The 26,965-nt window shown below is 43.0% G+C and carries 23 protein-coding genes; 22 read left to right on the top strand and 1 reads right to left on the bottom strand.

Annotation, left to right across the window (positions count from 1 at the left end; all coding sequences use genetic code 11):
- Positions 1–115 precede the first annotated feature (115 nt).
- Positions 116–568, top strand: coding sequence for a PaaI family thioesterase (locus V1225_RS14105; protein ID WP_161908008.1), 453 nt, complete (start codon positions 116–118; stop codon positions 566–568).
- 86 nt (positions 569–654) lie between these two features.
- Here V1225_RS14105 and V1225_RS14100 read toward each other — a convergent pair whose 3' ends face one another.
- Positions 655–1,401, bottom strand: a complete 747-nt coding sequence (locus tag V1225_RS14100; protein ID WP_161908007.1) for an EFR1 family ferrodoxin — start codon at positions 1,399–1,401, stop codon at positions 655–657.
- Positions 1,402–1,547: 146 nt separating this feature from the next.
- Between V1225_RS14100 and V1225_RS14095 the strand changes: the two genes are divergently transcribed.
- The 21 genes from V1225_RS14095 to V1225_RS13995 all read left to right on the top strand — a co-directional run bounded on the left by V1225_RS14095 (position 1,548) and on the right by V1225_RS13995 (position 26,933).
- On the top strand, positions 1,548–2,204 hold the full coding sequence (locus V1225_RS14095) for a response regulator transcription factor (RefSeq protein ID WP_161908006.1): 657 nt from the start codon (positions 1,548–1,550) through the stop codon (positions 2,202–2,204).
- Positions 2,204–3,604 carry a HAMP domain-containing sensor histidine kinase gene (locus tag V1225_RS14090; protein ID WP_161908005.1) on the top strand — a complete coding sequence of 467 codons (1,401 nt, stop codon included), beginning with the start codon at positions 2,204–2,206 and terminating at the stop codon, positions 3,602–3,604. The genes V1225_RS14095 and V1225_RS14090 overlap by 1 nt, the downstream gene beginning before the upstream one ends.
- A gap of 79 nt (positions 3,605–3,683) precedes the next feature.
- Positions 3,684–4,340, top strand: a complete 657-nt coding sequence (locus V1225_RS14085) for a hypothetical protein (protein WP_161908004.1) — start codon at positions 3,684–3,686, stop codon at positions 4,338–4,340.
- A gap of 22 nt (positions 4,341–4,362) precedes the next feature.
- Positions 4,363–5,058 (top strand): hypothetical protein, encoded by a 696-nt coding sequence (locus V1225_RS14080; RefSeq protein WP_338546963.1) that lies wholly within the window; start codon positions 4,363–4,365, stop codon positions 5,056–5,058.
- Positions 5,059–5,072: 14 nt separating this feature from the next.
- The gene (locus V1225_RS14075; RefSeq protein WP_161908002.1) at positions 5,073–5,948 is read left to right on the top strand and encodes a hypothetical protein; all 876 of its coding nucleotides are present in this window, start codon (positions 5,073–5,075) and stop codon (positions 5,946–5,948) included.
- Positions 5,935–6,777: a hypothetical protein gene (locus V1225_RS14070; RefSeq protein ID WP_338546961.1), complete on the top strand. Its 843-nt coding sequence runs from the start codon at positions 5,935–5,937 to the stop codon at positions 6,775–6,777. Before V1225_RS14075 ends, V1225_RS14070 begins: the two co-directional genes overlap by 14 nt.
- 21 nt (positions 6,778–6,798) lie before the next feature.
- Entirely contained in the window at positions 6,799–7,488 is a 690-nt protein-coding gene (locus V1225_RS14065) for an ATP-binding cassette domain-containing protein (protein ID WP_338546960.1), read from the top strand.
- The gene (locus V1225_RS14060) at positions 7,485–8,069 is read left to right on the top strand and encodes a DUF5028 domain-containing protein (protein WP_338546958.1); all 585 of its coding nucleotides are present in this window, start codon (positions 7,485–7,487) and stop codon (positions 8,067–8,069) included. The genes V1225_RS14065 and V1225_RS14060 overlap by 4 nt, the downstream gene beginning before the upstream one ends.
- Positions 8,070–8,279: 210 nt before the next feature.
- The gene (locus tag V1225_RS14055) at positions 8,280–9,836 is read left to right on the top strand and encodes a DEAD/DEAH box helicase (protein ID WP_338546956.1); all 1,557 of its coding nucleotides are present in this window, start codon (positions 8,280–8,282) and stop codon (positions 9,834–9,836) included.
- Positions 9,763–11,292: a 23S rRNA (uracil(1939)-C(5))-methyltransferase RlmD gene (gene rlmD / locus V1225_RS14050; RefSeq protein WP_338546955.1), complete on the top strand. Its 1,530-nt coding sequence runs from the start codon at positions 9,763–9,765 to the stop codon at positions 11,290–11,292. The genes V1225_RS14055 and rlmD overlap by 74 nt, the downstream gene beginning before the upstream one ends.
- A 420-nt stretch (positions 11,293–11,712) precedes the next feature.
- A complete protein-coding gene (locus V1225_RS14045; protein ID WP_338546953.1) occupies positions 11,713–11,964 on the top strand; it encodes a hypothetical protein in 252 nt (83 codons plus the stop codon).
- Positions 11,965–12,476: 512 nt separating this feature from the next.
- Positions 12,477–12,620: a helix-turn-helix domain-containing protein gene (locus V1225_RS14040; protein ID WP_338546951.1), complete on the top strand. Its 144-nt coding sequence runs from the start codon at positions 12,477–12,479 to the stop codon at positions 12,618–12,620.
- A gap of 82 nt (positions 12,621–12,702) precedes the next feature.
- A complete protein-coding gene (locus tag V1225_RS14035; protein WP_338546949.1) occupies positions 12,703–14,205 on the top strand; it encodes a class I SAM-dependent DNA methyltransferase in 1,503 nt (500 codons plus the stop codon).
- Positions 14,195–15,376 (top strand): restriction endonuclease subunit S, encoded by a 1,182-nt coding sequence (locus V1225_RS14030; protein ID WP_338546947.1) that lies wholly within the window; start codon positions 14,195–14,197, stop codon positions 15,374–15,376. The genes V1225_RS14035 and V1225_RS14030 overlap by 11 nt, the downstream gene beginning before the upstream one ends.
- Positions 15,377–15,415: 39 nt before the next feature.
- Complete coding sequence (locus tag V1225_RS14025) at positions 15,416–16,342, top strand: hypothetical protein (RefSeq protein ID WP_338546946.1); 927 nt, start codon at positions 15,416–15,418, stop codon at positions 16,340–16,342.
- 33 nt (positions 16,343–16,375) lie between these two features.
- Positions 16,376–19,537, top strand: a complete 3,162-nt coding sequence (locus V1225_RS14020; RefSeq protein WP_338546944.1) for a type I restriction endonuclease subunit R — start codon at positions 16,376–16,378, stop codon at positions 19,535–19,537.
- A 12-nt stretch (positions 19,538–19,549) separates the two neighbouring features.
- Entirely contained in the window at positions 19,550–21,616 is a 2,067-nt protein-coding gene (locus V1225_RS14015) for a DUF262 and DUF1524 domain-containing protein (RefSeq protein WP_338546943.1), read from the top strand.
- A gap of 31 nt (positions 21,617–21,647) precedes the next feature.
- A complete protein-coding gene (locus tag V1225_RS14010; RefSeq protein ID WP_338546941.1) occupies positions 21,648–22,694 on the top strand; it encodes a virulence RhuM family protein in 1,047 nt (348 codons plus the stop codon).
- A 99-nt stretch (positions 22,695–22,793) separates the two neighbouring features.
- Entirely contained in the window at positions 22,794–23,198 is a 405-nt protein-coding gene (locus V1225_RS14005) for a (deoxy)nucleoside triphosphate pyrophosphohydrolase (RefSeq protein WP_338546938.1), read from the top strand.
- 2 nt (positions 23,199–23,200) lie between these two features.
- Positions 23,201–26,113: a DEAD/DEAH box helicase gene (locus tag V1225_RS14000; protein ID WP_338546936.1), complete on the top strand. Its 2,913-nt coding sequence runs from the start codon at positions 23,201–23,203 to the stop codon at positions 26,111–26,113.
- 25 nt (positions 26,114–26,138) lie between these two features.
- Positions 26,139–26,933, top strand: coding sequence for a phosphotransferase (locus V1225_RS13995; protein ID WP_161907824.1), 795 nt, complete (start codon positions 26,139–26,141; stop codon positions 26,931–26,933).
- The last annotated feature ends 32 nt before the right edge of the window (positions 26,934–26,965 follow it).

The raw sequence follows: 26,965 nt of genomic DNA, 5'->3' as shown, positions 1-26,965 counted from the left end.
TCGAAAATCTGTCACAGACTGAGCGAGAACCGTCGAAAGCGGCCATTGAAAAAATCGCAAAGTTGTGATAGCATGGTTTAGTGATATATGAAGAGGGAAAGGCAGGGAAGTCGTTTTGAATCAGACAGAATTTGTTGAAGAATTAAAGAGTGTGACGGGAAGCGCGGCGAAGCAGCCGGAGCGGCTTAATAACAGACTGGGACTTTACTATCTGGATTGTAATATTGAGGAAAAGTGGATTGAACTGGGATTTGATGTAGGGGAGTGGAGTAAGAACCCATCAGGTGATGTTCACGGCGGTGTCATTTGTAGTCTCTTCGATACGGCTACAGGCATGGGCGCTGTGGCGCTGACCCAGAAGAATGTGACAACGATAGATCTTTCTGTCAGTTTTTTGAAACCTTTTAACGGTACGCAGTACGTGTTCCATATCGATTATAACAATGTGGGGCGGCGCATGGTCAGAACCATCGGAAAAGCATATGACAGACAGAGCGGAAAGCTCTGTGCAACTTCCATGAGCAGTTTTATGGTAATCGGAGAGCGAAGCGAAGCCATGAGAGTGTAGGCATTTTTGTCAAAATAAAAAACTCGAAGGAAATGAGAGTATCTTTTCTTCGAGTTTTCTGTTTTTTGGAGTTTCTTTGTAAAAGTTTAGTCTTCTAAGAAATATCTGCGAAGGCCAACGGTGTGCTTGCCGTATTCGATGGCTTCTTCAGGGCAGCCGCAGATACATGCCATGCAGTGGGTGCAGCTACCGCCCCAGGAAGGCTTTCCGTCTTTGATAATGATGTTATTGAGCATACAGCTTTTGGCGCAAGCGCCGCAGCCGGTACATCTTTCAGTGGTATGGAATTTTTTGTCAGAAATAACCATCTTATAAAAAGTCTTGTTGACTATGCCGCTTTTTAGCTTGTCGATGGCAGTAATATTGCATGGCGGAAAGGCTTCTCTGTGGCGAATTGTCTCTGCCGCACGGGCAATTTTCTTATCAGCGGCAGTGATAATTCTTTTCTCTGTTTCTTCATCGGGTGCACGGAAGATAGCAATGTAATTTTCTGGCATTTTTATACCCAATACCCCTCGATATTGAAATCCTTTGCGAGCGCAAAAAGCTTTGATGCCTTTCTCGGCATTTCCGATTTCATCTCCGCAGTTCATGACAAAATAGCAGTCAGTGCTTCCGGAAAAAGTACTTTTATTTAAAAATTCCTCAAAGATGTGAGGCATTTGCCACGCATAGACTGGACAGACGAAGATGTAGGCTTTTTCCGAATGGAAGTCGCCGACTTTGTTTTCTTTAATATAGGAAACGGCGGAGATGCAGTCGTCGTCCAGAATTTTTGCTAGCTGCTGCGCCAGATGGCGACTGTTTCCGGTGCCGGTGAAATATATAATCATAGTATTCGTTCCTTTCTGGGGGTTTTCTAGTATCATAACACAGGTCTTGGACTGGAACAAGTCGGACTGATTTATCTTTCTTTACAACTTTCTAACATGTTTTTGTTATAATAGATCCATAACGAGAAAGAAAGCAGGGAGGCAAGATGGCGAATATTCTCATAGTTGAAGACGAAAAGGCAATCAGCGACTTGATTGTATTGAATTTGAGGCTGGCAGGACATGTGTGCCAGCAGGCATTTGACGGCAAAGAAGCGGCTGCCGTGATGGAGCAATGGCAGCCAGCGCTGATTTTACTGGATGTGATGCTGCCTGAAAGAGATGGTTTTTCGCTGATGGAACAAAAGGTATTTGGAGAAAAACCTGTAATTTTTCTCACGGCGAAAGACTCCACCGCAGATAAGGTGAAAGGGCTGAATCTTGGTGCTGACGATTATCTGACAAAACCTTTTGAGGCGGTGGAGTTGCATGCACGGGTGGAAGCAGTTTTGCGACGGACAGGCAGTGCGCAGCGGGTATTTGAAATTGGACGAACTGTGGTTTATCTGGATCAGCGAACGGCTGCGGTGGACGGCGGGACAGTAGAACTGACCAACAGAGAATTTGAACTGCTGGAGGTGCTGATTCAAAACCGCAATATCGCATTGTCCCGCGAAAAACTTTTGAATCTGGCGTGGGGCTATGACTATTTTGGCGACACCCGCACTGTGGACGTGCACATCACAAAACTGCGGAAGAAGCTGAAACTGGAAGATTACATTAAGACGGTATATAAGCATGGGTACCGTCTGGAGGTGCGATAATGAAATTTTGGCAAAAAATCTTTTTAGGCACGCTGCTCATTTTCGTGATTGCTTTTGATGCCGGCGTATATATTTTGACCAGCCGCGTCTATGATTTTAACAGGGAGAGAGAGACGAATAACAGCATTCGTGAGCAGAACGTCATTTTATCCTCGGTTACCGGCAGAATTTCTAATGCGGAAACTGTTTATGGAGATGCCGCTTGGAACGAGGACCGGCTGACTGCCCTTTTGCAGCCTCTTGGGGAGTACTATAAACCTCAAGGGGTTGTCTTGGCATTGTATGAAGAAGATACAGCGATTTATGGGGAATTGGAAGTGCCTGCGCTAAAGCTTCTGCACCTTTCGGATACGGAACATAAAAACACCATGGACGGAATGTGGGAAGGCAGGAGATATGTCTTTGTCGCATCCAAAATTCCAGATTATCCTCATTTAACGCTGGTCTACGGACGAGATATTAGCCAGCTGGACGGATTTCGTAAAGAGGTCAGCCGCATGTTCCTGATTCTGAATCTGGCGGTTATAGCCGCAATGGCAGCTGCCATTTACTTCCTGCTGAGACACATGACAAAGCCTATCGATCAGCTACATTTAATGACAGCTGAAATTGCAGGGGGCGCCTATAACAAGAGAGTTGACCTGCGCAGAAGTGATGAGTTTGGGCAGCTTGCGCAGAATTTTAATCAGATGGCGGAATCGATTGAAGAAAATATGGCGCAGCTTGCACAGGCAGCGTCTGACAGACAGCGGTTTATCGATGATCTGACTCATGAGATGAAAACCCCAGTCACATCGATTTTAGGTTATGCGGAGTATCTGCAAAAGGTCAACACCACGGAGGAAGAGCGGGAACTTGCCGCAGAGCATCTGTATGATGCGGCGCTTAGGCTAAAGAATTTGTCGGAAAAGCTGCTGGCACTGGCTTATTTGCGCGGGGAGCAAATTCAGCTTGGGAAAGTCAATGTGGCGGAGTTGTTTGAAGCCTTAAAGGCTGCAATGAGTCCAATTCTGGCAGAGAGAGGGCTAACCTTGACGATGCAGGCAAATATTTCTGAACTTGAAGGTGATGAAGTCTTGCTTCTTTCCATGCTTGCAAATCTTGTAGAAAATGCTGCAAAAGCATCTTTGCCTCAAGGCAGAATTACGGTTTGCGCCTGCAGGCAGGCTGGCTGCCGGGTGCTTTGGGTGCGAGACGAAGGTCATGGAATGAAAGCAGATGAAATTCAGAAAATCACAGAGCCTTTTTACCGGGTGGACAAGTCTCGTTCCCGCAAATTGGGCGGCGTAGGTTTGGGGCTTAGCATTGTCTCTCAAGTTGCGGAACTTCACGGTGCAAAGCTGGAAATTGAATCTGCGCCGGGGAACGGAACCACGGTGCGGATATGTTTTACAAGTTGATAATCATTTCATATTAAAGCGGAAATCTTCTGAAGCTAGACTATTTACTGTAGAGCACAGAGGTTGGAGGAAAGGAACAATGCAATACAAAGATAGGAGCGGAAAAGCTGTCACGACTGTGCTTATATGTATCCTGCTGGGCTTTAGCTTTTTCGTAATGCCGCCGGTACTGGCGGCTGTACCCGGTAATTCAAGGATACAGTCGGTATCGTTGAATCAGACGAATTTAGGAGCAGCAGAAGCTGTACAGACTGCGGATATAAATGCAGTTTCAAAGAAAACAGCCGTGGAGTCTGCAATTGCAGCCCTGAAAGAACAAGGTTTTGATATGAGGGAACTGAAAAGCCAGCCGGTTGAGGTGCGCTATATTGCAGAAAGTGCCCCTGCGGGGGATCCCGTTTGGGCGGTCATCTTTCGCAGCGATGAAAAAGGATATGCCTACGTATTTGGCGATGATATCAACAGCGAAAGCAGGAAAAAACTTGCAGCCTTAGGAAGGGTGGAAGACTGCACTGGTGCAGATGGGACGCCGGGCATTCGTGCTTACTACAGCTATACCAGATACACGTTGGTGGAAATCAATGCATTTAGCGGTGCATATATACGCCACGGAAATTCCGTTGCAGCGTATGGAGAAGCGCTGAATTTGGAGGAAACTCACTGGTTGCCGTCCAGTGAGGAAGATTGGACGCGGCAACTAGAAAAGCAAAACGCATTGGAGAAGAGTATGGAGTAATCCTATGAGAGGGGGATTTGTGATGAAGGAGAGTAAAAATAAAAAGACTGCCTGGATTTTTCTTGTTATAGCTTTGGCATTAGGAATTTTGAGCGGATGCAGCACTTTTGACGCCGGTTTTGATAAAGCCGGCAAGACGCAAGTTATGCCAGGACTGGAAGAAGAGCAGCCGCAGAATTTCACCATAAAACCGGAGCAGCTTGGCGAGATGGGAGAGCCTGTGGGCACTTACGATGTGCAAAACGGAGAAGTCGTTACCGATGCACTGTTTTACACAGTCAATGAGGTGCAGCTAGTGGATACACCACAGGAGATAAATCTGAGCCCAGAGGAACTGCTGCTTGACGGTGTGTCGGAGGAACTGATGGATGCAAACGGGAAGCTGAAGGAAAGTGTAAAGCTTTTGATGGTTGCGCTGACTGTGCAGAATGTACGGGCAGAGCCCGAGCGAAATATCACAAGCCTGGATATTCTCTGTGCAAACGGTGAGACAGAATTTTATGAACTGTATCCGACAAGTCCGGTGTATTTCTCCTGTCCGAGCGGGAAAAGAACGGCAGACGGCTGGAAGGATTACTACAAATACAGATTGCCTATCGGTCGAGAAAAAAATGTGAAGGTCTGTTGGTATGTGGATACACAGTGCTATGATCCGAAAAATCTGTATTTGACATTTGGATTTGATGAACTGCAAAAGTACATCAAATTGGTTTTTTAGGGGGGGTGAAGGGGATGCTTTGGAATATAGTAAAGCTGGAATGTAAAAAAGCGATTTGCAATAAGTTTTTTATTCTTGTTGTAGTCATTGGTATTGGTATCACTTTTTTGAGTCTGATCCCCAGTCTGGAGAGCTATCTGCAGGATATGGAAGCGCACCTACGGATTTCGGAGGAGTTCGGACTGCGCAATCCTCTGATGCCTATGGAGACCCTGTTTAACCACTGGATTGGCGGAGAACCGCACTCTACAGGCTCGCAGGATTATTTCTTGCTGTTTCCTCTTTTGATTTCGATTCCTTACGGGTGGTCTTACTGTGCTGAGCGGCGCAGCGGCTACGAAAAGAATGTAGTCATCAGGACGGGCAGGCTGCGGTACTACTTTGCTAAATATCTGGCGCTGTTCTTATCTGGCGGTCTTGCTATGGTGCTGCCGCAGCTGTTTAACTTTCTTCTTGCCGCTATGTTTTTTCCTGCAGTCACGCCCAGTGCAGTGTATGATACGGCGTATGGCATCAGCGCATCGTCTTTTATGTCGATGCTGTTTTATACCAGACCATTTCTATATGTGATCTTGTATCTTTTCATTGATTTTCTGCTCTGCGGTCTTATTGCGTGTCTGTGCTTTGTTCTGTCTGTTCTCGTGAAAAGGCCTGTGATGGTTACGCTGCTGCCCTTCTTTCTGCTGCTTGGCTTTAGCTATCTTTGCCAATCGTTTGTCTATCGGTCCAGCACGGTAATTTATACGGAACTGTCGCCTATGACGTTTTTGCGGGCTACTCCTGCGACATACGATACCAATGGATTTGTAGTCTTTGGCTGGGCAGCGGTGCTGTTTCTGCTGACTTTTTTACCAGTGGTACTAAGGGGGATCCGTCATGAAATATATTAGATTGCTTTGCTTTGATCTGGTGCATGGGCTTTTACAAAAGCCGCTGCTCTTTGCAGTGCCTGTTATTATCTGCTTGACCTCATGTCTGGATTTAAGCGCCCGCACTGCGGCTTTCGCCAGTATGGATTACTTCGGCGATGAGATCAAGGCGAGCTTTGGGGACTTTGTCATGTACATTTACGGAGGGCTGGGACCATTTCCGGAGCTGAGCGATTCGCCGGTGCGCTGGGCGGCAGTATTTCTTGTCCTTTGCTTTCTGACGCTGCAGTATCCCTATCAGGACATGCAGGGCGTGGGACAGCAGATTCTCATAAGAACAAAGAGCAGAACGGCATGGTGGCTGTCCAAATGCAGCTGGAATTTGCTCAGTGCTGCTGTTTATCACAGCATGATTTTCCTCACCGCCGGCCTGTTTTGTGCAGGAAGTAAGAACGCAGTTTTCACGGGAAAAATCCATAAGGCACTACTTTACGAGGTGTTTCGAGTGGAAAAATCGCAGATGGCGCAGGATGTCGAACCATGGTCCTTTGCAATGCTGTTTGTGCCGGTTTTTGTTTCCTTTGGAGTGAGCCTTGCACAGATGGTGCTGTCACTGTATCTAAAGCCTGTGTTCGGTTTTTTCGGGGTGGCGCTGATCATGGTTTCTTCGGCGTATTGTGCTTCGCCGTACCTGATTGGAAATTATGCTATGACGATGCGCTACGAAGAGGTTGTCACATCTGGTGTCAGTCAGATGACGGGCTTAGTACTTTGTTTGATCATGATATTTGGCTGCATAGTGATAGGATGCTGGAGCTTTCATCGCTATGATATTTTGAATAGAGATTAAAGAGCGTGGGAGGAATTTTGAATGGCAAGGATGGAATTAAAAAACGTATCGAAGGTTATACATAAACAGCCGGTGATAGAGGATGTTACCATGCTCATGGAATCGGGGCATATCTATGGGTTTCAGGGGGTCAACGGTTCTGGGAAAACTATGCTGATGCGACTTCTCTGTGGGTTAATTCGCCCAACCTGCGGCAGTATAGAAATAGACGGAAAGTGCCTGGGAAGGGATATAACTTTTCCGGAGAGTCTGGGGTTATTTTTGGAAAATGCGGCTTTTCTGGACGGCTATTCGGGATTTAAAAATTTGAAAATGCTGGCAGGGCTGCAGGGTCAAATCTGCGATGAGGAAATCAGGTGCGTACTGGATGCTGTAGGGCTTTCTGATGCTGCAGAGAAAAAATATCGCAAATATTCTTTAGGCATGAAGCAGCGGCTCGGTATTGGAGCGGCAATCATGGAGAAGCCGGATATTGTTGTTTTGGATGAGCCGACCAATGCTCTGGATACGGAAGGCATTGCACGAGTCAAAGAAATTCTGACAAGTGAAAAGGAGCGAGGCGCCCTGGTGGTCATTTCGTGCCACGATGGAGTAGTTCTGCAGGAACTGGCGGATGAAATTTTTGTGTTGGAGTCAGGTCGATTGAAAGCGCATCTGCACAGCAGTGATTTTAGCGATTTTGCGCAGGGGAGAAGGGAGCTTAAGCAATGAAAAAGGTTGTGATAGTGCTGCTGGCTGTTGTTTTGGCGATAGGAGGGGGACTTAGAGTTTATACAGTGAACCGGTCTGTGGATGTCCCTGTGATCCAGATGTTTTCAAAGGGAGAAGAGGTGCCGGTCGGCAAGGATTTTTTTAGCTATGCCGATGAGGATATGGACGGTTATATAGTTACAGTGCTGGACGCAGAACTGCTTTCTGCGACAGATTTTCTGAAAACTTATCACGCAGAAGCAAAGGCGCAACTTCTGGGGATTTTTACCGACTATATCTATACGGTGCACGTGCGTATCGCCAACAGAGATAATCCTCATACGGGGGAAAAGGGGATTTCGCTACAGCAGTATATGCTCTGTGGAACTGACTATATTTTGAGCCTTGAGGAAAGCTGTTTTCTGATAGCAAATCCAAAGATGCCGGGGTCTTCATTTTCTATGAAAAAGGGCACTAGTATGGAATTGCTGCTGACCTTTGACGTCATGTCTCAGACGGTCAGTGTAGAGCATCTGACAGAGGATGTTCCCAAACTGCTGATTAGTCAGTATCCTCATCAGAAAATGATTGAATTGGATTAGATTTGCTTTTGAGCCGGGGATGTCTCAAAATTAGTTTTGTCGCTCCTGCACCATTTTCCTTTAAAATACCGGAAATGGTGCATATGCAAAGAGGCTGTCTCATTTTATATGAGACAGCCTTGGTTTTGTTGTGTTTTCCGGCATTAATTCTGTCTTTTCGGCGGAAGGTATGGTATACTTTTATTAACGAGAAAAGAAAGTGAGAATTAAATGAATTATAATGAATCAATGATTGACAAGAGGATACTGAAAGGCCTGGATGAGATGGGTTTTGTTGAAATGACGCCGATTCAGGAGATGGCGATTCCGGTGCTTCTGGAAGGAAAGGACATCATCGGGCAGGCGCAGACTGGAACCGGCAAAACGGCAGCTTTCGGTATCCCTATGATAGAAAACCTTCGCAGCAAAGCTAGCGGTGTGCAGGGACTGATTCTCTGTCCAACTAGAGAACTCGCCATTCAGGCCTCGGAAGAACTGAAAAAAATGGCAAAACATGTGCCTGGTGTAAAAATTGGCGCTATTTACGGCGGACAGGATATTGAGAAGCAGTTCCGCCTTCTCCGCGGAAAACTTTCCATCGTAGTTGGCACGCCGGGGCGTGTGATGGATCACATGCGTAGAGGTACTTTGAAGCTGGACGCTTTGCAAATGCTGGTACTTGACGAAGCGGACGAGATGCTGAACATGGGCTTTCGTGAGGACATCGAGACCATCTGTGAGGCGATTCCTGCGGAGCGGCAAACGGCGCTGTTTTCGGCGACCATGCCTGATGAAATCATGGAAATTACAGGAAAATATCAGCGAAATGCTTTGCATATACACGTGCCCCAGGAGGAAATGACCATTCCTCTCGTCAAGCAGACCTATTATGTGGTAAAAGGAAGGGAAAAGGATACTTCCCTCTGCAGGCTTCTGGACTATATGTCACCGAAGCGGGCGCTGATCTTCTGCAATACTAAGCGGAAAGTCGACCAATTGACTTTGATTTTGAAGGGAAAAGGCTACTCGGCAGAGGCTTTGCACGGGGATTTGTCTCAGCATCAGAGAGATCGGGTCATGACCCTTTTCAGAAGTGGAAAGCTGGAGCTTTTGCTGGCGACGGATGTTGCGGCAAGGGGCATCGATGTAGACGATGTGGATATGGTGTTTAACTACGACATGCCTCAGGATATGGAGTACTATGTGCACCGAATCGGCAGAACCGGTCGCGCAGGCAGAAAGGGGAAGGCGATTTCCCTGATTACGCCGCGGGAGAAGTACAAAATTCGCTCCCTGGAGGATTACTGCAATACGAAGATTAAGGAAAAGGATATGCCGACGGCGGCAAGTGCTTTGACTGTCAAAGCGTACAAATCGGTGTCGGATGCTGTGGAATATTGTGAGGGCAAAGACCTGACTCCATATATGAAAATCGTATATAAACGATGTGTAGACGATGGGCTGGATCCGCTGGAAGTGGCGGCAGCCTTTTTGCGCATGAATCTGGGAGAAATTGAACCAGAGTCAGAGCAGGAACCTTCAGAAAAACGACGCCTGCGAGAAAAAAGTCACCGTAATGATAAAGGAAAAGGTGACAATGAATCGGGCGAAAAAAAGCGTCGAGGCGAAAAATCTGCGCGAGGTGTAAAGGAAAAGCGTAAGGCGGAAAAGTCCGGCAAGGGTTCTTCCGCAAAGAGCAAGAAAGGTAAAAAAGATGGAAAAAGGACAAATCGTTCAAATCAAAATAGAGGACATGACAAACGAAGGGCAGGGGCTCGGAAGAAGTAATGGCTTTGCGATCTTTGTAAAGGGCGCTGTGGTCGGCGATCTTGCAGAAGTGGAGCTTACTAAGGTAAAGAAGAACTACGCCTTCGGAAAGCTGCTTCGCCTAGTGGAGCCGTCACCGGACAGGATTACGCCAATGTGCGAATATAGCAGTCAGTGCGGCGGCTGCCCTTACAGCAATCTTTCCTATGAGGCGCAGCTTGCACTCAAGGAAAAGCAGGTGCGCGATAAGCTGGTACGGCTGGGCGGAATTTTGGAGCCAGAGATGGAGTCGATTATCGGTATGGAGGAGCCTTTTCGCTATCGGAACAAGGCTTCTATGCCTGTTTGGACCGGCGGCATTATCACCCGCAAAGGCGGTATCGTGGAGAATTTGGGCGAGCCGGCGGTGGGCTTTTATCGTGCAAAGAGCCACGAGGTAGTGGACTGCTACGACTGTCTGATTCAGTCAGCGCCTGCTATGGCAGCGGCGGAGGCTTTGCGTCAGTTTATGGAAAGCGACCATATTACGGCTTACGACCCCAAGTGGGAAAAGGGTTTAATGCGCCATCTGGTGGTGAAAACTGCCCGTGGCACCGGCGAGGTGATGGTAGTGCTGGTCATCAACGGCAAAGGGATTCCTAATGCTGCCAAGCTGGTGGAAATGCTGGATGATGCCATTTATGAACTGCCGGTATCCGATGACGGCGTGGAATACAGCTTGGAGAGCGTGGTCATCAGCGTCTGCAAAGGTAAAAACGGCGCGATGCCGGGCAGTGTTATGGGGGAGGAGTTGATTACCCTTGCCGGAAAACCTGTCATCAATGAGGAAGTGGGCGGTCTGGTCTTTGAAATTTCACCTCATTCTTTTTATCAGGTGAACCCAGTGCAGATGGAGAGGCTCTACGCCAAAGCCATGGAATATGCTAATCTTTCCGGCGAGGAGACGGTGCTGGATCTTTACTGCGGCGTGGGCACCATCGGGCTTTTTGCGGCAAGGCAGATGGAGGAGGCTTATATGGCGCGCCACGATGGCGTGCTGGATTATGACAAAGTGGGTCGCGTCATCGGTATCGAGTCGGTCAAAGGCGCCGTCCTCGACGCTAACCGCAATGCGGTCATCAATCACATCGTCAATGCCAGATATGTGTGCGGCCGTGCCGAAGAAGAACTGCCGAAGCTGGTCTCGGGCGAAGGCGTTGCGGCGGACGATGCCGGACTTCGGGTGGAAAAAGCCGACGTGGTGATTTTGGATCCGCCCCGTTCCGGCTGTGATGAAACGTTGCTGGAAACTGTGGTTTCTGTGGAGCCTGAGCGAATCGTCTATGTGTCCTGTGATCCGGCTACCCTGGCGCGGGATGTGAAATATCTGGGCGAGCATGGGTATCGGTTTGAGAAGGGCACGCCGGTGGATATGTTTCCTTGGGGCGTGCATTGTGAAGCCGTAACCCTGCTTACTAGGACCGAAGGGACGCGGTAAGCAGCGGTACGTCTCATGCAAAGTCTGCCCAACAAAGCGAGCGAAGTGAAGGAGGATTGGGTGCAGACGACTGCGGAAGTTGTGACGAAGCTGGTGAGGGTAGAAAGGGCGCGGTAAGCAGGGTGACAAAGGGGACGTTTTAAGATGATTTCATGACTTGAGAACAGGAGGGTAAGTATGATGGAGGATTTAACAAATTCGAGGCTGGACAGGTAAAGTATATTAAATAATGAAATTGCCATAGAGGAAATACAGCGGAAGTCAGGAATTGACGGTATTTTATGGGATGGGAAAATCTTTGTAACTCGAGAAATAACAGCCAATTTTTTTGAAGTCGATATAAGAACAATTAGTCGCTATTTGGAGCAATACGGAGAAGAACTTACTGAAAATGGATATCAGGTGCTCCGGGGTAAGAAATTGAAAGATTTTTTAGAGTGTGCAAAGGATTCTGGTAAGGACATTTGTGTCCCTACCAAAACTAAGGTGCTCGGAGTATTTGATTTTCGTGCATTTTTAAATATGGCGATGCTTTTATCTGAAAGTGATAAAGCAAGAGCACTGCGACAATTGATGTTAGATATAGTTAGTGACCTTATTAACCGAAAAACAGGTGGTGGAACGAAATATATCAATCAGAGGGATAAAGATTTTGTTTTTTCCTCAATATAAAAACACGATACAATAAAACCTTAACGGACGATATGATGAGAGAGTTTGGATGTATGGAATTTTGATTTCATACAGGTACTGGGGGACAATAAACTAGTTGCAGCCAGAGATAGCTGAGATTGTGGAAATGCCGAGTGAAGTGTATTATAAACAATGCTGTTAGTACATTATAAAACTGTGTACAACTGGAAACCTAATAGGCCATGAGGTGCTACAGTATATTGAGAGATGCGGTAATGTATGAATATCTTGTCATTGAGAGAAAAACTAAATTTTATTCATGTAGCGAATGATGGTACTGCTTGTGTAATTTTGAAGCGAGTGCAGATTTGTATTATACGATAATGCTGAAATGGCGAATACTATTGCATCCTAGGAAATATTGTCTTATAATAAAACAAAGATTGAGATTCAGGAAAGTTATTTTGAATATTGCTAATGTGATTAAAGTGTTGTATTTGAAATATAAAACAATAGACATAGTAGTTTTATATGGAAGATAACGCGACAGAATGAAACTATCATATAAAAAGTTATGGGTAAAACTGGTAGAACTAGATATGAAGAAAACAGAGCTTGCCAAGAAGGCGGGAATTAGTTCTACATTTGTAGCAAAGCTTGGCAAGGTGTTTAAACCACTATATATATGCAAGTAAGTATATGTAAGTATCTCGATTGTGGGACATTCTAATATTGTGGAAATAGTCCTAGATTAATCTTCAAAGGAGGAAAACTAAAATGGCAGATAAAAATACAGCTACAATTGGCTTTGAAAAACAGATATGGAATGCTGCTTGCGTTCTTCGAGGGAACATGGATGCATCAGAATATAAAAATGTGGTTCTGGGATTGATTTTTTTGAAATATATTTCAGACCGATTTGATGAAAAATATATGGCTTTAGTAGAAGAAGGAGACGGATTCGAGGAAGATATCGATGAATATACTTCTGAGGGTATCTTCTTTGTACCAGCTGGTGCACGTTGGAGTGAGATTGCAGCAAAAGCACATACTCCGGAAATCGGAACGGTGATCGATGATGCCATGCGTGCCATCGAAAAAGAAAATAAGCGTTTGAAGGATATTTTGCCTAAGAACTTTGCACGTCCGGAGCTGGACAAGCGTAGACTTGGTGATGTTGTGGACCTGTTCACCAACATCCAGATGATTGAACACGGTAGTGAAAAAGATATCTTGGGCCGTACCTATGAATATTGTCTTTCTATGTTTGCAGAACAGGAAGGAAAACGTGGTGGTGAATTCTTTACGCCTTCATGCGTAGTACGTACTTTGGTGGAAGTCTTGAAACCTTTCAAGGGACGAGTATATGACCCTTGTTGTGGTTCAGGTGGTATGTTTGTTCAGTCTGCGAAGTTTGTTGAGAATCACAGTGGTAATATCAGCAATATTTCTATCTATGGTCAGGACTCAAACCCTACTACATGGAAGATGGCGCAGATGAATCTTGCAATCCGTGGAATTGAGCCAGATCTTGGAACATATGCAGCAGATACTTTCCTTGATGATCGTCACCCAACCTTACGTGCAGATTATATTATGGCCAATCCGCCATTTAATCTTTCTGATTGGGGATTGGATAAACTAAAAGAAGATCAGCGTTGGAAGTATGGAACACCACCAGCAGGAAATGCCAACTTCGCATGGCTTCAGCACATGATTTTTCATCTTGCACCAGCAGGCCGTATTGGTATGGTATTAGCGAATGGTTCACTTTCTTCTCAATCAGGCGGAGAGGGTGATATTCGTAAGAATATTATCAATGCTGATTTAGTTGAGTGCATTGTTGCAATGCCAACGCAGCTTTTTTATACCACGCAGATTCCGGTTTCACTCTGGTTTATCAATAAACAGAAAAAACAGTCTGGAAAGACGCTGTTCATTGATGCACGCAAGATGGGAACAATGGTAAGCCGTAAACTTCGAGAACTTACCGATGACGATATCAAGAAAATTTCTGACACCTATGAAGCTTTTGTGGATGGATCACTTGAGAATGTGAAAGGCTTCTGTGCTGTAGCTGATACGGCAGAAATAGAAAAGCAGGATTATATTCTTACTCCAGGCAGATATGTGGGTATCGAAGAGCAGGAAGATGATAGCGAGCCGTTTGAAGAAAAGATGGATCGTCTGACATCGGAGCTTTCAGAATTGTTCACCAAGAGTCATGAGTTGGAAGCCGAAATAAGAAAGAAGCTGGGGGCGATTGGGTATGAAATATAAATTGTCTGAGCTGATGGATGTCATTGGTGGAGGCACACCTAAAACATCAAAGCCAGAATATTGGAATGGAAATATACCTTGGTTATCAGTTAAGGATTTTAACAATGATAGACGTTATGTCTATCAAACGGAAAAGAACATCACAAAAGAAGGATTAGAAAATTCATCAACAAAGTTGTTAGACAAGGGAGACATGATTGTTTCGGCGCGTGGTACAGTTGGAGAGATTGCAAGCATTCCTTACCAGATGGCATTTAATCAATCTTGCTATGGACTAAGAGCAAAAGAAGATTTAATTGCAAGCGACTTTTTGTATTATCTCATCAAACATAATATTGATATTTTAAAGAAGCAAACTCATGGATCAGTATTTGATACTATCACAAAGGATACATTTGATGGTATTGAAGTGGACATTCCAGATCTCGATGAGCAGAAGAGGATAGCCTCCTTGCTTTCAGATTTGGATAATAAGATTGAATTAAATATAAAAATAAATGAGAATTTACTTCAGCAAGCATTAGCAATTTATAAAGCTTGGTTCTGCGATTATGTGCTTTCAGATGGAGTACTCCCTGAAAGTTGGCATGTTACAACAATTGATGCACTCTCCAGCTTAGTTACCAGAGGTATTGCCCCTAAATATGATGACAGCAGCAATCAAATAGTTCTTAACCAGAAATGCATCCGAGATCACACCATTGATGTTTCTCTCGCTCGACGGCATCTGCCCAAAAAGATTAATGAGAAATGGATCTCCAAAGGTGATCTACTTATCAATTCTACAGGTACCGGAACGTTGGGACGTGTTGCTCAGGTTTGGTTTGATGCAAAAAACATAACTGTAGATTCCCATATAACTTTTGTTCGTCCAAAAGCTCCGATATTACAAAGCTACGTCGGCTTCTGGGGACTCTCTCATGAAGGTGAAATCGAAGCTCAACACACAGGAAGTACAGGACAAACCGAACTACCCAGAGACAGGGTCAAAGCTATGGAACTTCCTTTGCCTGACAGTGTGACCCTTGAAAAATTCAATGCGCTTATCATTCCAATGACCAACGCCATTGTTTCTAATCAAGAAGAAAACACAAGGCTGTATCAGCTTAGAGACACACTACTTCCTAGACTAATGTCCGGTGAACTTGATGTTTCGGATATCAATCTTTAAGCCGCTAAATTCTCATTTAAACTAGAAAGGAATGAATGTATGGGAATGTATGATTTTACATACGCGTTACCTAATGATTTTGATAATCGTGTATATCAATTGCTACAACAATTATATAAAAGTAATGAGTTAGCAAACGCGTTTGCTAATTGCAGATATGAATATGAAGATTTGGGATTGGCGTATTATGCAGGGCTTAAGGGGGATAATTGGAATAAAAACGCCATTGATATGACAATAGAAGGATCTGAAAGTGCCATTTTAGTTTTGAAAAGTAATAAAAGTGCTGTAGAAAACGCTATGTCAAAGGCTCTTAAATCTACAGAGACGGGACTTTTGCTACGAGATACGGTGTATTTAGTATCTGATGATTTTCCTGTTTTTCCTGAAACTAATGAGGAGCGACTTAATGCGGATATTAAATCTTCAGAATTAGTTCTTGCAGATTTAATCAAAGTAGGACAACGTTTGTGTTCAAACGCAACGTACGATGCTAATAGCAGTGAAAATAGTATTAACGATTTTTTTAGAGATACATTATCACTTATGGGATATAACGAAGTAAAGGACCAAACTAGACACGGTATATCTAGCAGTGGAAAGGATGCCGGAGAAGTCGATATACTGATAACAAAAGATGGTAAAGAAGCTGCTATATTTGAAGGATTAAAGCTTTCAAATGTAAATACTGCGTATATTGATAGTCACATTGAAAAAGCAATTACAAATTATAATGCACTTGGTACAGCAACATTTATTGTCTCATATGTTAGTACATCAAATTTTGAAAATTTTTGGAATAAATTTTTAGAATATTTGAAGACTCACAAATTTTCGCTGGATGTCAAAAGAAAACTGCAAAATCTATCTTATCCAAATGCTTCAACGAGAGTGGCAAAGACAGTTCTTTCTCGTGACGGATATGATTTTCCTACATATTTTATAACATTTAAACTTTTAAGATAGTAGATGTGATCTACAAAATACAGGAGGTTGAATATGCCGAGTTTATTTACAGAAGATACATACGAACAAGCAATCATTGAATTGTTTGAAAACATGGGCTATGACCACCTCTACGCTCCGGATTTTGATAGAGATTATACCAGTCCGCTTCTGGATTCTATTCTGAGAGATAGCTTGGTGCGTATCAACCGTGGTCTGCCTGTAGAAGCTATAGATGAGGCACTAGCCAAATTGAAGAATTTTGATACTGGAAGTCTGTTGCAGAAGAATATCATTTTCATGGATTATCTGCAAAATGGTATCACGGTTAAGTTCTTTGTAAAGGGCGAGGAGCAATCATCTATTGTACGCTTGATTGATTATGCAAATGTAAAGAACAACTCTTTCTATGTGGTAAATCAGTTTACGTTTTTAGAAAACGGAAACAACCGTCGCCCGGACATTATTCTATTTATTAATGGATTGCCCCTTGTTTTGATGGAATTGAAGAGCCCGGCTAAGGACGAGGTAGGAGCTGAGAATGCCTACCATCAAATCCGCAACTACATGCAAGATATTCCATCTATCTTTTATTACAATGCAATCTGTGTAATTAGCGACTTGTCTACAAATAAGGCCGGAACTATCACATCCGGATTAGATCGTTTTATGGAATGGAAAACCAAAGACGGTAATTACGAAGATACTGCGTATGCTTCCTTTGAAACCTTCTATGAGGGTATGTTCCAAAAGGAACGTCTGTTGGATATTTTGAAAAATTTTATTCTTTTCTCAGGCGTTAGCAATAGTCGTTTCAAAGTGTTAGCCGGATACCATCAGTATTTTGCTGTTCGCAAAGCGATAGAGAAAGCAAAGGTGGCAACGAAGACCGATGGTAAGGGTGGCGTGTTCTGGCATACACAGGGCTCTGGTAAGTCATTGTCGATGGTATTCTATGCACATTTATTGCAAGATGCATTAGATAGTCCAACTATCGTAGTTATGACAGACCGTATTGATCTGGATGATCAGCTTTATGCACAGTTCTCACAATGCGCAGATTTCTTGCGTCAGACACCGGTACAGGCAGAGAGCAAGGAACATTTGAAGTCACTTCTTGATGGCAGAAGTGCAAATGGAATTATATTTACAACAATGTTCAAGTTTGAACGTGGAGAGAAAGCTTTGTCAGAACGCAGAAACATTGTTGTTATGGCAGATGAAGCACATCGTGGGCAGTATGGTTTTGATGAAAAAATCGTTATGTCAGAGAATGAAAATGGTGAAAAGGAAGCGCATACTGTAATTGGTAATGCTCGTATTATCCATGACGCATTGCCGAATGCTACATTTATCGGATTTACCGGTACACCGATTTCAGCCAAAGATAGAAATACTCGAGAAATTTTTGGTGATTATATCGATGTTTATGATATGACACAGGCCGTGGAAGATGGTGCTACTCGTCCGGTTTATTATGAAAGCCGAGTTGTTCATCTGAAGTTGGATGAGAACACATTAGCGTTAATTGATTCCACTTATGATGTCTTAGAGCAACAATCTGATGCGCAAACGATCGAGAAGAGCAAAAAGATGCTTGGCCAGATGGAAAGCGTACTGGGCGCAGATTCTACGATTGAATCTCTCTGTGATGATATTGTTGAACATTACGAAAAATATAGAGCAAACCTTCTGACGGGTAAAGCCATGATTGTGGCGTATTCTCGTCCGATTGCAATGAAAATCTATCGCCGAATCTTGAAAATTAGACCTGAATGGACGGATAAAGTCGGTGTAGTTATGACTGGCGGCAACAACGATCCGGAAGATTGGAAAGAGATCATCGGAACAAAATCGCACAAAGAAGAGCTCGCAAGGAAGTTTAAAGATAACAATGACCCGATGAAGATTGCCATTGTAGTTGATATGTGGCTCACCGGTTTTGATGTACCTTCTTTGGCTACCATGTATGTGTATAAGCCGATGCATGGTTATAACTTGATGCAGGCTATTGCTCGTGTTAACCGTGTATTCAAGGATAAAGAGGGCGGATTGATCGTAGACTATGTTGGAATTGCATCAGCTTTAAAGGCTGCAATGAAGGAATATACGAAACGCGATCAGTCTAAATACGGTGATATGAACATTGCAAAGATGGCATATCCGAAGTTTCAGGAAAAGCTACAAGTTTGCAAGGATTTATTGCATGGCTTTGATTTTAGCAGATTTATAGGTGGCTCTCCACTTACAATGGCTAAGCTTATTACGGGTGGCGTAAACTTTATTCTCGATGCAAGTGTACCAGAAAGAAAAGATTTGTTCTTGAAGGAAGCCATGCTTTTGAAACAATCACACTCGCTTTGTTCCAGTATGACAACAGAGCAGGAACGCCATGAAGCGGCTTATATGGAGGCTTTGCGTTCTACGGTTATTAAGATCACGTATGGTGGAACAGGTGGGAAAAGTTTGTCGCTTACTGAGATCAATGATCAAATCAATGAACTTTTGAAAGCGGCAGTACAGAGTGAAGGTGTCATCAGCTTATTTGACAGCAGCAAGAGTGGCGGTGAAAATTTCAGCTTGTTTGATCCAGCAGTCCTGGATGAAATCTCTAGAATGAAGGAAAAAAATATAGCTGTCGAGATTTTGAAAAAACTTATGGCTGAGCAAGTGGCTCTTTACAAGAGAACAAATGTGGTACAGTCACAAAAATTCTCGGAGAAGATAGCACAACTGATGAACTCTTATTATAATGGACTAATCACTAATGAAGAGGTTATTAAAGAACTTCTGAAAACTGCAGAAGAGATTGCAAATCTCTATAAAAATGGTCAGGAACTGGGGCTTTCACAAGAAGAACTTGCGTTTTATGATGCTCTTACAAAACCGGAGCATATCAAGGATTTTTATAAGAATGATGAATTGATTGCTTTGACAAGAGAACTTACAGAAATGCTTCGTAAGAATCGCACTATCGATTGGCAGAAGAAAGAAACTGCTAGAGCGCAGATGCGTAAGATGGTTAAGCGACTCCTTAAGAAATATAAGTATCCGCCGGAAGACTATGATTTTGCAATAAGCACAGTAATTAGTCAGTGTGAGCTTTGGACGGATAATGTGGAACCACGAAAAGAGGAAAAACTCTATAAATATGTATCTGAAATAGAACTAAGCAAAGTGGCAGAGGATACGGTTTCTTATGGAGAAAAGAAGTAATGGAGGTGCGATATGGATGCACGTAAAGGCAATATTTATGAGATATTGAACGGAAATAAGCAATTCTTGATTCCGGTTTATCAGAGATTCTACAGCTGGGATATAGATCAGTGTAAACGACTTTGGAACGATATTGTAGAGATGCAGAGAAAAGGTAAAGTGGGCCATTTTGTAGGATCTATTGTTAATATTGCTGAGCAGGCAATGCCAACAGGTGTTCAGAAATACATGATTATTGACGGACAACAGCGAATGACTACCTTAACACTGCTTCTTCTGGCTTTGCGCGATTATGCAATAATGAATCCGAGTGACACAACAATTAATGCTCGTCGTATAGATAATATGCTTCTAAAAAACGAATATGAAAGTGGTGATGAACGATATAAGTTACTGCTGACTGAAACCGATCGAGATATTCTCATAAGCCTCGTTGAGAAAAAGCCAATTGCAGAAGACACTAGATCAAGACTTATTGAAAATTACAATTTTTTTGCTGGAAAACTCGCTGATAAAGAAATTCAGCCTGCAGAGGTATATGAGTCAATTGGAAAATTACAAATTGTTAATATCACATTAGATCGTGCTGTTGACGATGCACAGGCAATTTTTGAAAGTTTGAATTCTACTGGTAAGGAACTTTCTGAATCTGATTTGATTCGTAACTATGTTTTGATGGGATTAGAGCCATCTGAACAAACTTATGTATATGAACATCTTTGGCGGCCTATGGAACAGCTGTTTATCTATGAAACGCAAGGAACGGTAATGGATGCTTTCTTCCGCCATTACTTGACCATGAAACTTTCTCGTATTCCAAAGCAAGGACGTGTATATGAAGAATTTAAATTGTATCATTTGAATTGTGAATTTGGAACTATCAGAGAATTATGTCAAGATTTGCTTGAATATGCAAAATATTATACAAACATTGTATTCAAGCGAAATACTGACACGGATTTAAAGAAGTTATATGAGGACATTATCGATTTAAGAATGGAAGTATCTTACCCGTTCTTGCTGAAAATTCATCATGACTGCGTAGAAGGACTAATTACATCAGATGAACTGAAGAAAATTTTGAAGCTTTGTATTAGCTATGTTCTGAGACGTGTAATTTGTGAGATTCCGACCAACTCAATGAACAAAACATTTGCAACGTTGAAAAATTATATTAGACCAGATGATTATATGAATTCTGTTAAGGCATTTTTCGTGATGCAGGATACATATAAAGAATTCCCGGATAACGATAAGTTTGAAGGTGCATTTGAAAGCCGTGATATTTATAATATGCGTGCTAGAAACTATATTCTTAGTCGTTTGGAAAACTTTGAAAACAAAGCGCCAATTATAATAGAGAATTACACCATTGAGCATATTATGCCGCAGAACAAAAATCTTTCTTCAGAGTGGCAAGCTGATCTTGGTGCCGAGTGGCAGGAGATTCAAAAAAAGTATTTACATACAATTGGCAATCTTACTTTGACTGCATATAATTCTGAGATGAGTGACAGACCTTTCTTGGAAAAGATGGATATGCCGGGTGGATTCAAAGAAAGTGCACTTAGGCTTAATAAATATGTGGTTTTACAAAATAAGTGGAATGAAAAACATATCCAAGAGAGAGCAAACGAATTAGTAAAGAAAGCAGAATCTATCTGGCCATATCCAACTTTAACAGTTGCAGAACTTGCGCCATATCAAGTAGAAGAAAAAACAGTGCAGAAATATTCCTTGGAAACATATGATGTGAATGCTTTTACAAGAATACTATTCGAGTCTTTAGATAAGCGCATTATGAACTTATCCCCTGCGGTAAAGAAGGAATATAAAAAGTTGTATGTTGCCTATAAACTGGATACCAATTTTGTTGATATTGTTTTTCAGAAACAAAGATTGCGTATCTCGATTAATATGAAGTTTTCAGAGATTAATGACCCTAACGGTATTTGCAAAGATATTACTGGCTTAGGACGTTGGGGAAATGGTGATGTAGAATTGTTTATGGAGCATCAGGATGAATTAGATCAAATCATGGAAATTGTGAAACAATCTTTTGATGCACAGGCAGAATAATGATTTTGGGACGTTAAAGGAGGCCTCCTATTTGAAAAAGAAAAAAGACGAAATTACTATTCGTTCCAGCGCAGCAGAATACTTAACCTATGTTGCCTCTGTTGGCGATCAGCAGGACAGCATTGAGATGCGCTATGAGGATGAGAATATATGGCTGACACAGAAGATGATGGCGACTCTATATGATGTTGGCCTGCCGACGATAAATGAACATATAAAAAAAATATATGCAGATAGTGAGTTAGAAGAGACGGCAACTATTCGGAATTTCCGAATAGTTCAAACGGAAGGCTCTCGTCAGGTGAGTCGTGATACGAAACACTACAATCTTCAAATGATTATTGCAGTTGGTTTTAAGGTCAATTCTGAGCGTGCAGTGCAGTTCCGTAAATGGGTAAATCAGATTGCAAAGGACTACACCATCAAAGGCTGGGTTATGGATGATGAACGTCTGAAACGCGGCACTTATCTGACGGATAAATATTTTGATGAACAGCTTGAACGAATCAGAGAAATACGTGCAAGTGAAAGAAAGTTTTATCAGAAAATCACAGATATTTATGCTACTGCCATAGACTATGACAAAAATTCTGCAACAACGAAAAGATTTTATGCAACAGTCCAGAATAAAATGCACTTTGCGGTTCACGGTCATACGGCTGCTGAATTGATTGTAGAACGTGTCGACCATCAAAAGGAACATATGGGACTTACTACATGGGCAGATGCTCCGGACGGCAAGATTAAAAAAAGCGATGTGACAATTGCCAAAAATTATCTGAGTGAAAATGAATTGCATCAACTGAACCGAATGGTAACTGCATATCTGGATTTTGCTGAAAATATGACCTTAAGACGTATTCCTCTTACTATGGAGGATTGGGAAAAACGACTCAATAGCTTTGTTGAAATGTTTGATTATGGTATTTTACAGGATGCTGGAAAGGTTTCTGCAGAAATCGCTAAACTTCACGCTGAAACGGAGTTTGAGAAATATCGTGTCGTTCAAGATAGATTGTTTATGTCTGACTATGACAGATATTTACTTGAGTTGGAAGAGAAAACAAAAGAAGAATAAACGGGCGATTTGAATTTGGTGGTGATGTTAAAAGAATATTAAACTTGGTAACTGAATCATGCAATACAAAGCAGTACAACACAACAATAGGAGACCAACATGAAACACTTAGAAGTATGCGGTGCGATCTTACTAAAAGGAAACAAAGTGCTCTGTGCACAGAGAGGTGAAAACCAGTACGATTACCTTTCATATAGATGGGAGTTTCCCGGCGGAAAGCTGGAAGCAGGGGAAACTGCGGCGCAGGCTTTGCACAGGGAATTGATTGAGGAGATGGACGTGCATGTTGATGCGGAGGATATGGAACCATTCTATGTAGTGGAACACCAATATCCGGATTTTGAGCTGCGCATGCACTGCTTTATTTGCAAAGTGAGCGATTGTGAGGTAAGCTTAAAGGAGCACGCGGACATGTGCTGGGCTACCATCGATGAAATCGAAAAACTGGACTGGTTGCCGGCTGACCGTCCGGTCGTTGATGCGCTGGTAAAGAGAGGATTTTAACCATGGATCGTGCAGCTGAAAAGATTGCGCAAGGGCTACATTATGGCTTCATTGATAGTGAAACCACGGCTTTGGAGCAGTATGCACCGAGACTCATTGTAAACAACTATAAAGAAGGGATAAAGGTTTTATCTACCATAGAGGCGGAGCTGCGTGAATGCACGGAGTTCTACTTTTCTGTGGCGTTTATCACAAATAGCGGGGTGCAGTCCATCGTCAATTTGCTGGACATGCTGGAAGCTCAGGGTATAAAAGGAAAAATCATTACTTCACAGTATCAAAATTTTACGCAGCCAAGGGCGCTGCGGCGACTTTTGAAATACAAGAATATTGACCTTCGGATTGTGACCGAAGGTAATTTTCATGCAAAGGGATATATCTTCCGAAAGAAAGATGGCACTTTCTCTTTTTTGATTGGAAGCAGCAATTTGACGCAGAATGCCTTGAGCGAGAATAAAGAGTGGAATATTCGTTTGTCGGCTAGCGAAAATGGCTTTGCGATGCGCAGCCTGGTTAAAGAATTCAGAAACACCTTTAATGAGGCGGAAGTTGTTGATGAAGCGTGGATTCATAGGTACGAAAGAGAGTACTATTATATGAATCAGCTGCGAAAGGCTGTGGAGAAAACCCAAAAGCAAGGTCAGGTAATCAGGGTGAACCAGATTACGCCGAACAAAATGCAGAAGGAGGCTTTGAATGAGCTGGAAAAACTTCGCATGGAAGGCAAGGAGAAAGGGCTGCTGATTTCTGCAACTGGCACTGGAAAAACCTATTTAAGTGCTTTTGATGTGCAAGTCTTTGCGCCGAAGAAATTTTTATTTGTGGTACACCGTGAAAATATTGCAAGAGCGGCAAGACGTAGCTTTGAAAATGTGCTGGGATATAATCTTAATGCGGGATTTATGCTCGGCAGCAGCAAAGACTTTGACTGTGACTATATGTTTGCGACCATACAGACCATCTCAAAGCCTGACATTATGGAACGCTTTGGGAAAGAGCATTTTGACTATATTGTCATTGACGAAGTACACAAAGCTGGTGCAAGCTCTTATCAGAGAATCATTGAGTATTTTCAGCCGAAATTTTTACTGGGAATGACAGCAACACCGGAACGTACAGATGGATTTGACATTTTCAAAACCTTTGACTATAACGTGGCATACGAAATCAGGTTAGAGCGTGCTTTAGAAGAAAAAATGCTGACGCCGTTCCATTATTTTGGCATTCGTGATTTGTTCATTGACGGTGAAGTGATTGACGACTTTACGGAGTTCAATCGTTTAGTTTGTGATGAGCGTGTAGAGAAAATTTTGCAGGTTGCAAATCATTATGGACATGATGGGGATAGGGTGAAAGGCCTGATCTTTTGTAGCCGAAATGAAGAGGCGCGGCGTTTGTCGCAAAGCTTTAATTTGCGGGGTCTAAGGACCATTGCGCTGAGCGGCGCGAATAGTGAAATGGAGCGTGAGCAGGCAATTGAGCGGCTGGAAAGCGACGATGATGCCAATCGGTTGGATTATATATTTACGGTCGATATTTTTAATGAGGGTATTGATATTCCTGCGGTCAATCAGATTATTATGTTGCGTCCGACCCAGTCGACGATCATTTTTGTGCAGCAGCTGGGTAGAGGCTTGCGGAAAGCTGCTGGAAAAGAGTATTTAACGGTGATTGACTTTATTGGAAATTACAGTAATAATTATTTGATTCCAATCGCACTTTATGGTGATCGAACTTATAATAAGGACAACTTGAGAAAATTGATTAGCAATGGCAGCAGCATGATCCCAGGCGCTTCCACTGTGAATTTTGATGAGGTAACGAAGAAAAAGATTTACGAAGCGATTGATGCAGCCAACTTTAACGACATCAAGTTAATCAAAGAATGCTACTATAATTTGAAATATAAACTGGGGAGGATTCCAGCGCTTTTGGATTTTGAACGCTATGGAACGCTGGACGTCTTGCGCATTTTTGACAGCAAATCCCTGGGATCTTACTATATGTTCTTGAAAAAATATGAAAAGGATTTTGGGGTGCGGTTGAATGACGTGCAGGAGCAGATGTTGGAATATGTATCAAAGAAATTTGCTTCCGGCAAGCGTCCGCATGAGTTGATACTGGTTCAAACGATTATGAAGAAGAGGCATGATGTTTGGGATGCCTTTACTGCTGAACTGCGTGAAGGCTTTGACATTTCGCTAACCCCGTACAGCAAGGAAAATTTATGGAACTTAATGACAAATCTTTTTGCTGCGGGAGGAAATAAGAACACTTACAGTAAATGTGTTTTTCTGGAAGAAACAGAAATGCAGTGGAGTATTTCTGCGGCGTTTGAGAAAGCTTTGCAGGATGAGAACTTTGCAAAGATGCTATCCGAAGTGATTGAGTTTGGTTTACATCGCTGGGAGCAAAATTTCCGGAATACTTATGGGAGTACAAACTTCTGTCTGTATCAAAAATATACATATGAGGATGTATGCAGATTACTAGAATGGGACAAAGGTGAGGTTGCGCTCAACATTGGCGGTTATAAGTATCATGAAAAAACAAGGAGCTTTCCTGTATTTATTAACTATCATAAAGATGATGCCATCAGTGATACCATTGCCTATGAGGATGCGTTTATTAGCCCATCTCGTTTGCTTGCGTATTCTAAATCCAAACGTAAAGTCACTTCCAGTGATATTGTAACGATTTATCAGGCCAAAGAACTTGGTGTGCATATCGAACTCTTTGTGCGCCGCGATAAAAATGATGCAATTTCCAAGGAGTTTTATTATCTGGGACCGATTCATGCTGTAGGTGAGCCGGAAGGTATGGTGATGAAAAATAATGGACTGGATATTGTTCGGATTAACTATGAGCTGGAAGTACCGGTGCGGGATGATGTGTACCGGTATATTGTGATGTAAGGAAAATTGTGAACATAGGAGCACCATGAAACGTAAACCCATAAAAGTGAATATAGAAACATATCCGGAAACTGTGGCAAACTACATGAAGGACGCCAAACTTTTTGACAGTAGCAGTTCGCCGCAGGCAAGGGTGACTTTCATCGATAAAGATGATGGGTATTTTTTGAAAGAGGCTGCGGAAGGCACGCTGAAAACAGAGGCGCTTATGACTGCGTATATGCATTCGTTGAAGCGATCTGAAGAAGTGCTGTATTATGGCTTGGCAAATGGAAAGGACTATCTGCTAAGCAGGAAAATTCCGGGAGAGGACTGCACGCATCCGGATTATCTGGCAGAGCCGAAGAGGCTTTGTGATACCACTGCCGCGCTGCTTCGGGAATTGCATGAAATGGATGGGAGTGATTGCCCCGTGCAGGATAGAATCATGACGTATACGGAAGCCGTAAAACGAGGATTTGAGCAGCGCTTCTATGAGCCTGATTTGTTCAAAGGCATTTGGGAGTTTGCTTCTTTTCCGGAGGCGAAACGTGCGGCAGAAGAGGGTCTGCCGCTGCTAAAGAAGGAAGTCCTGATGCACGGCGATTATTGTTTGCCAAATATCATTTTACAGAATTGGAAGTTTTCGGGTTATATCGATCTTGACTGCGGCGGAATTGGTGATCGGCATATCGATGTACTCTGGGGAATTTGGACACTGCATTATAATCTTGGAACTACTGCGTATACAAATCGCTTTATGGATGGGTATGGGAGAGAACTGATTGAACCTGAGAAGCTTCGAATGGTTGCCGCTATGGAGATGATTGGGGCAATTTAAAAGAAAAGATGACAGATCCGGCCAGCAAGGAG

Origin of the sequence: Emergencia sp. JLR.KK010, assembly GCF_037018265.1 — a bacterium.
Taxonomy (GTDB): Bacteria; Bacillota; Clostridia; order Peptostreptococcales; family Anaerovoracaceae; genus Senimuribacter; species Senimuribacter intestinalis.
The sequence above is the reverse complement of the archived record's forward strand: the minus strand, read 5'-3'. Positions and strand labels throughout refer to the sequence as shown.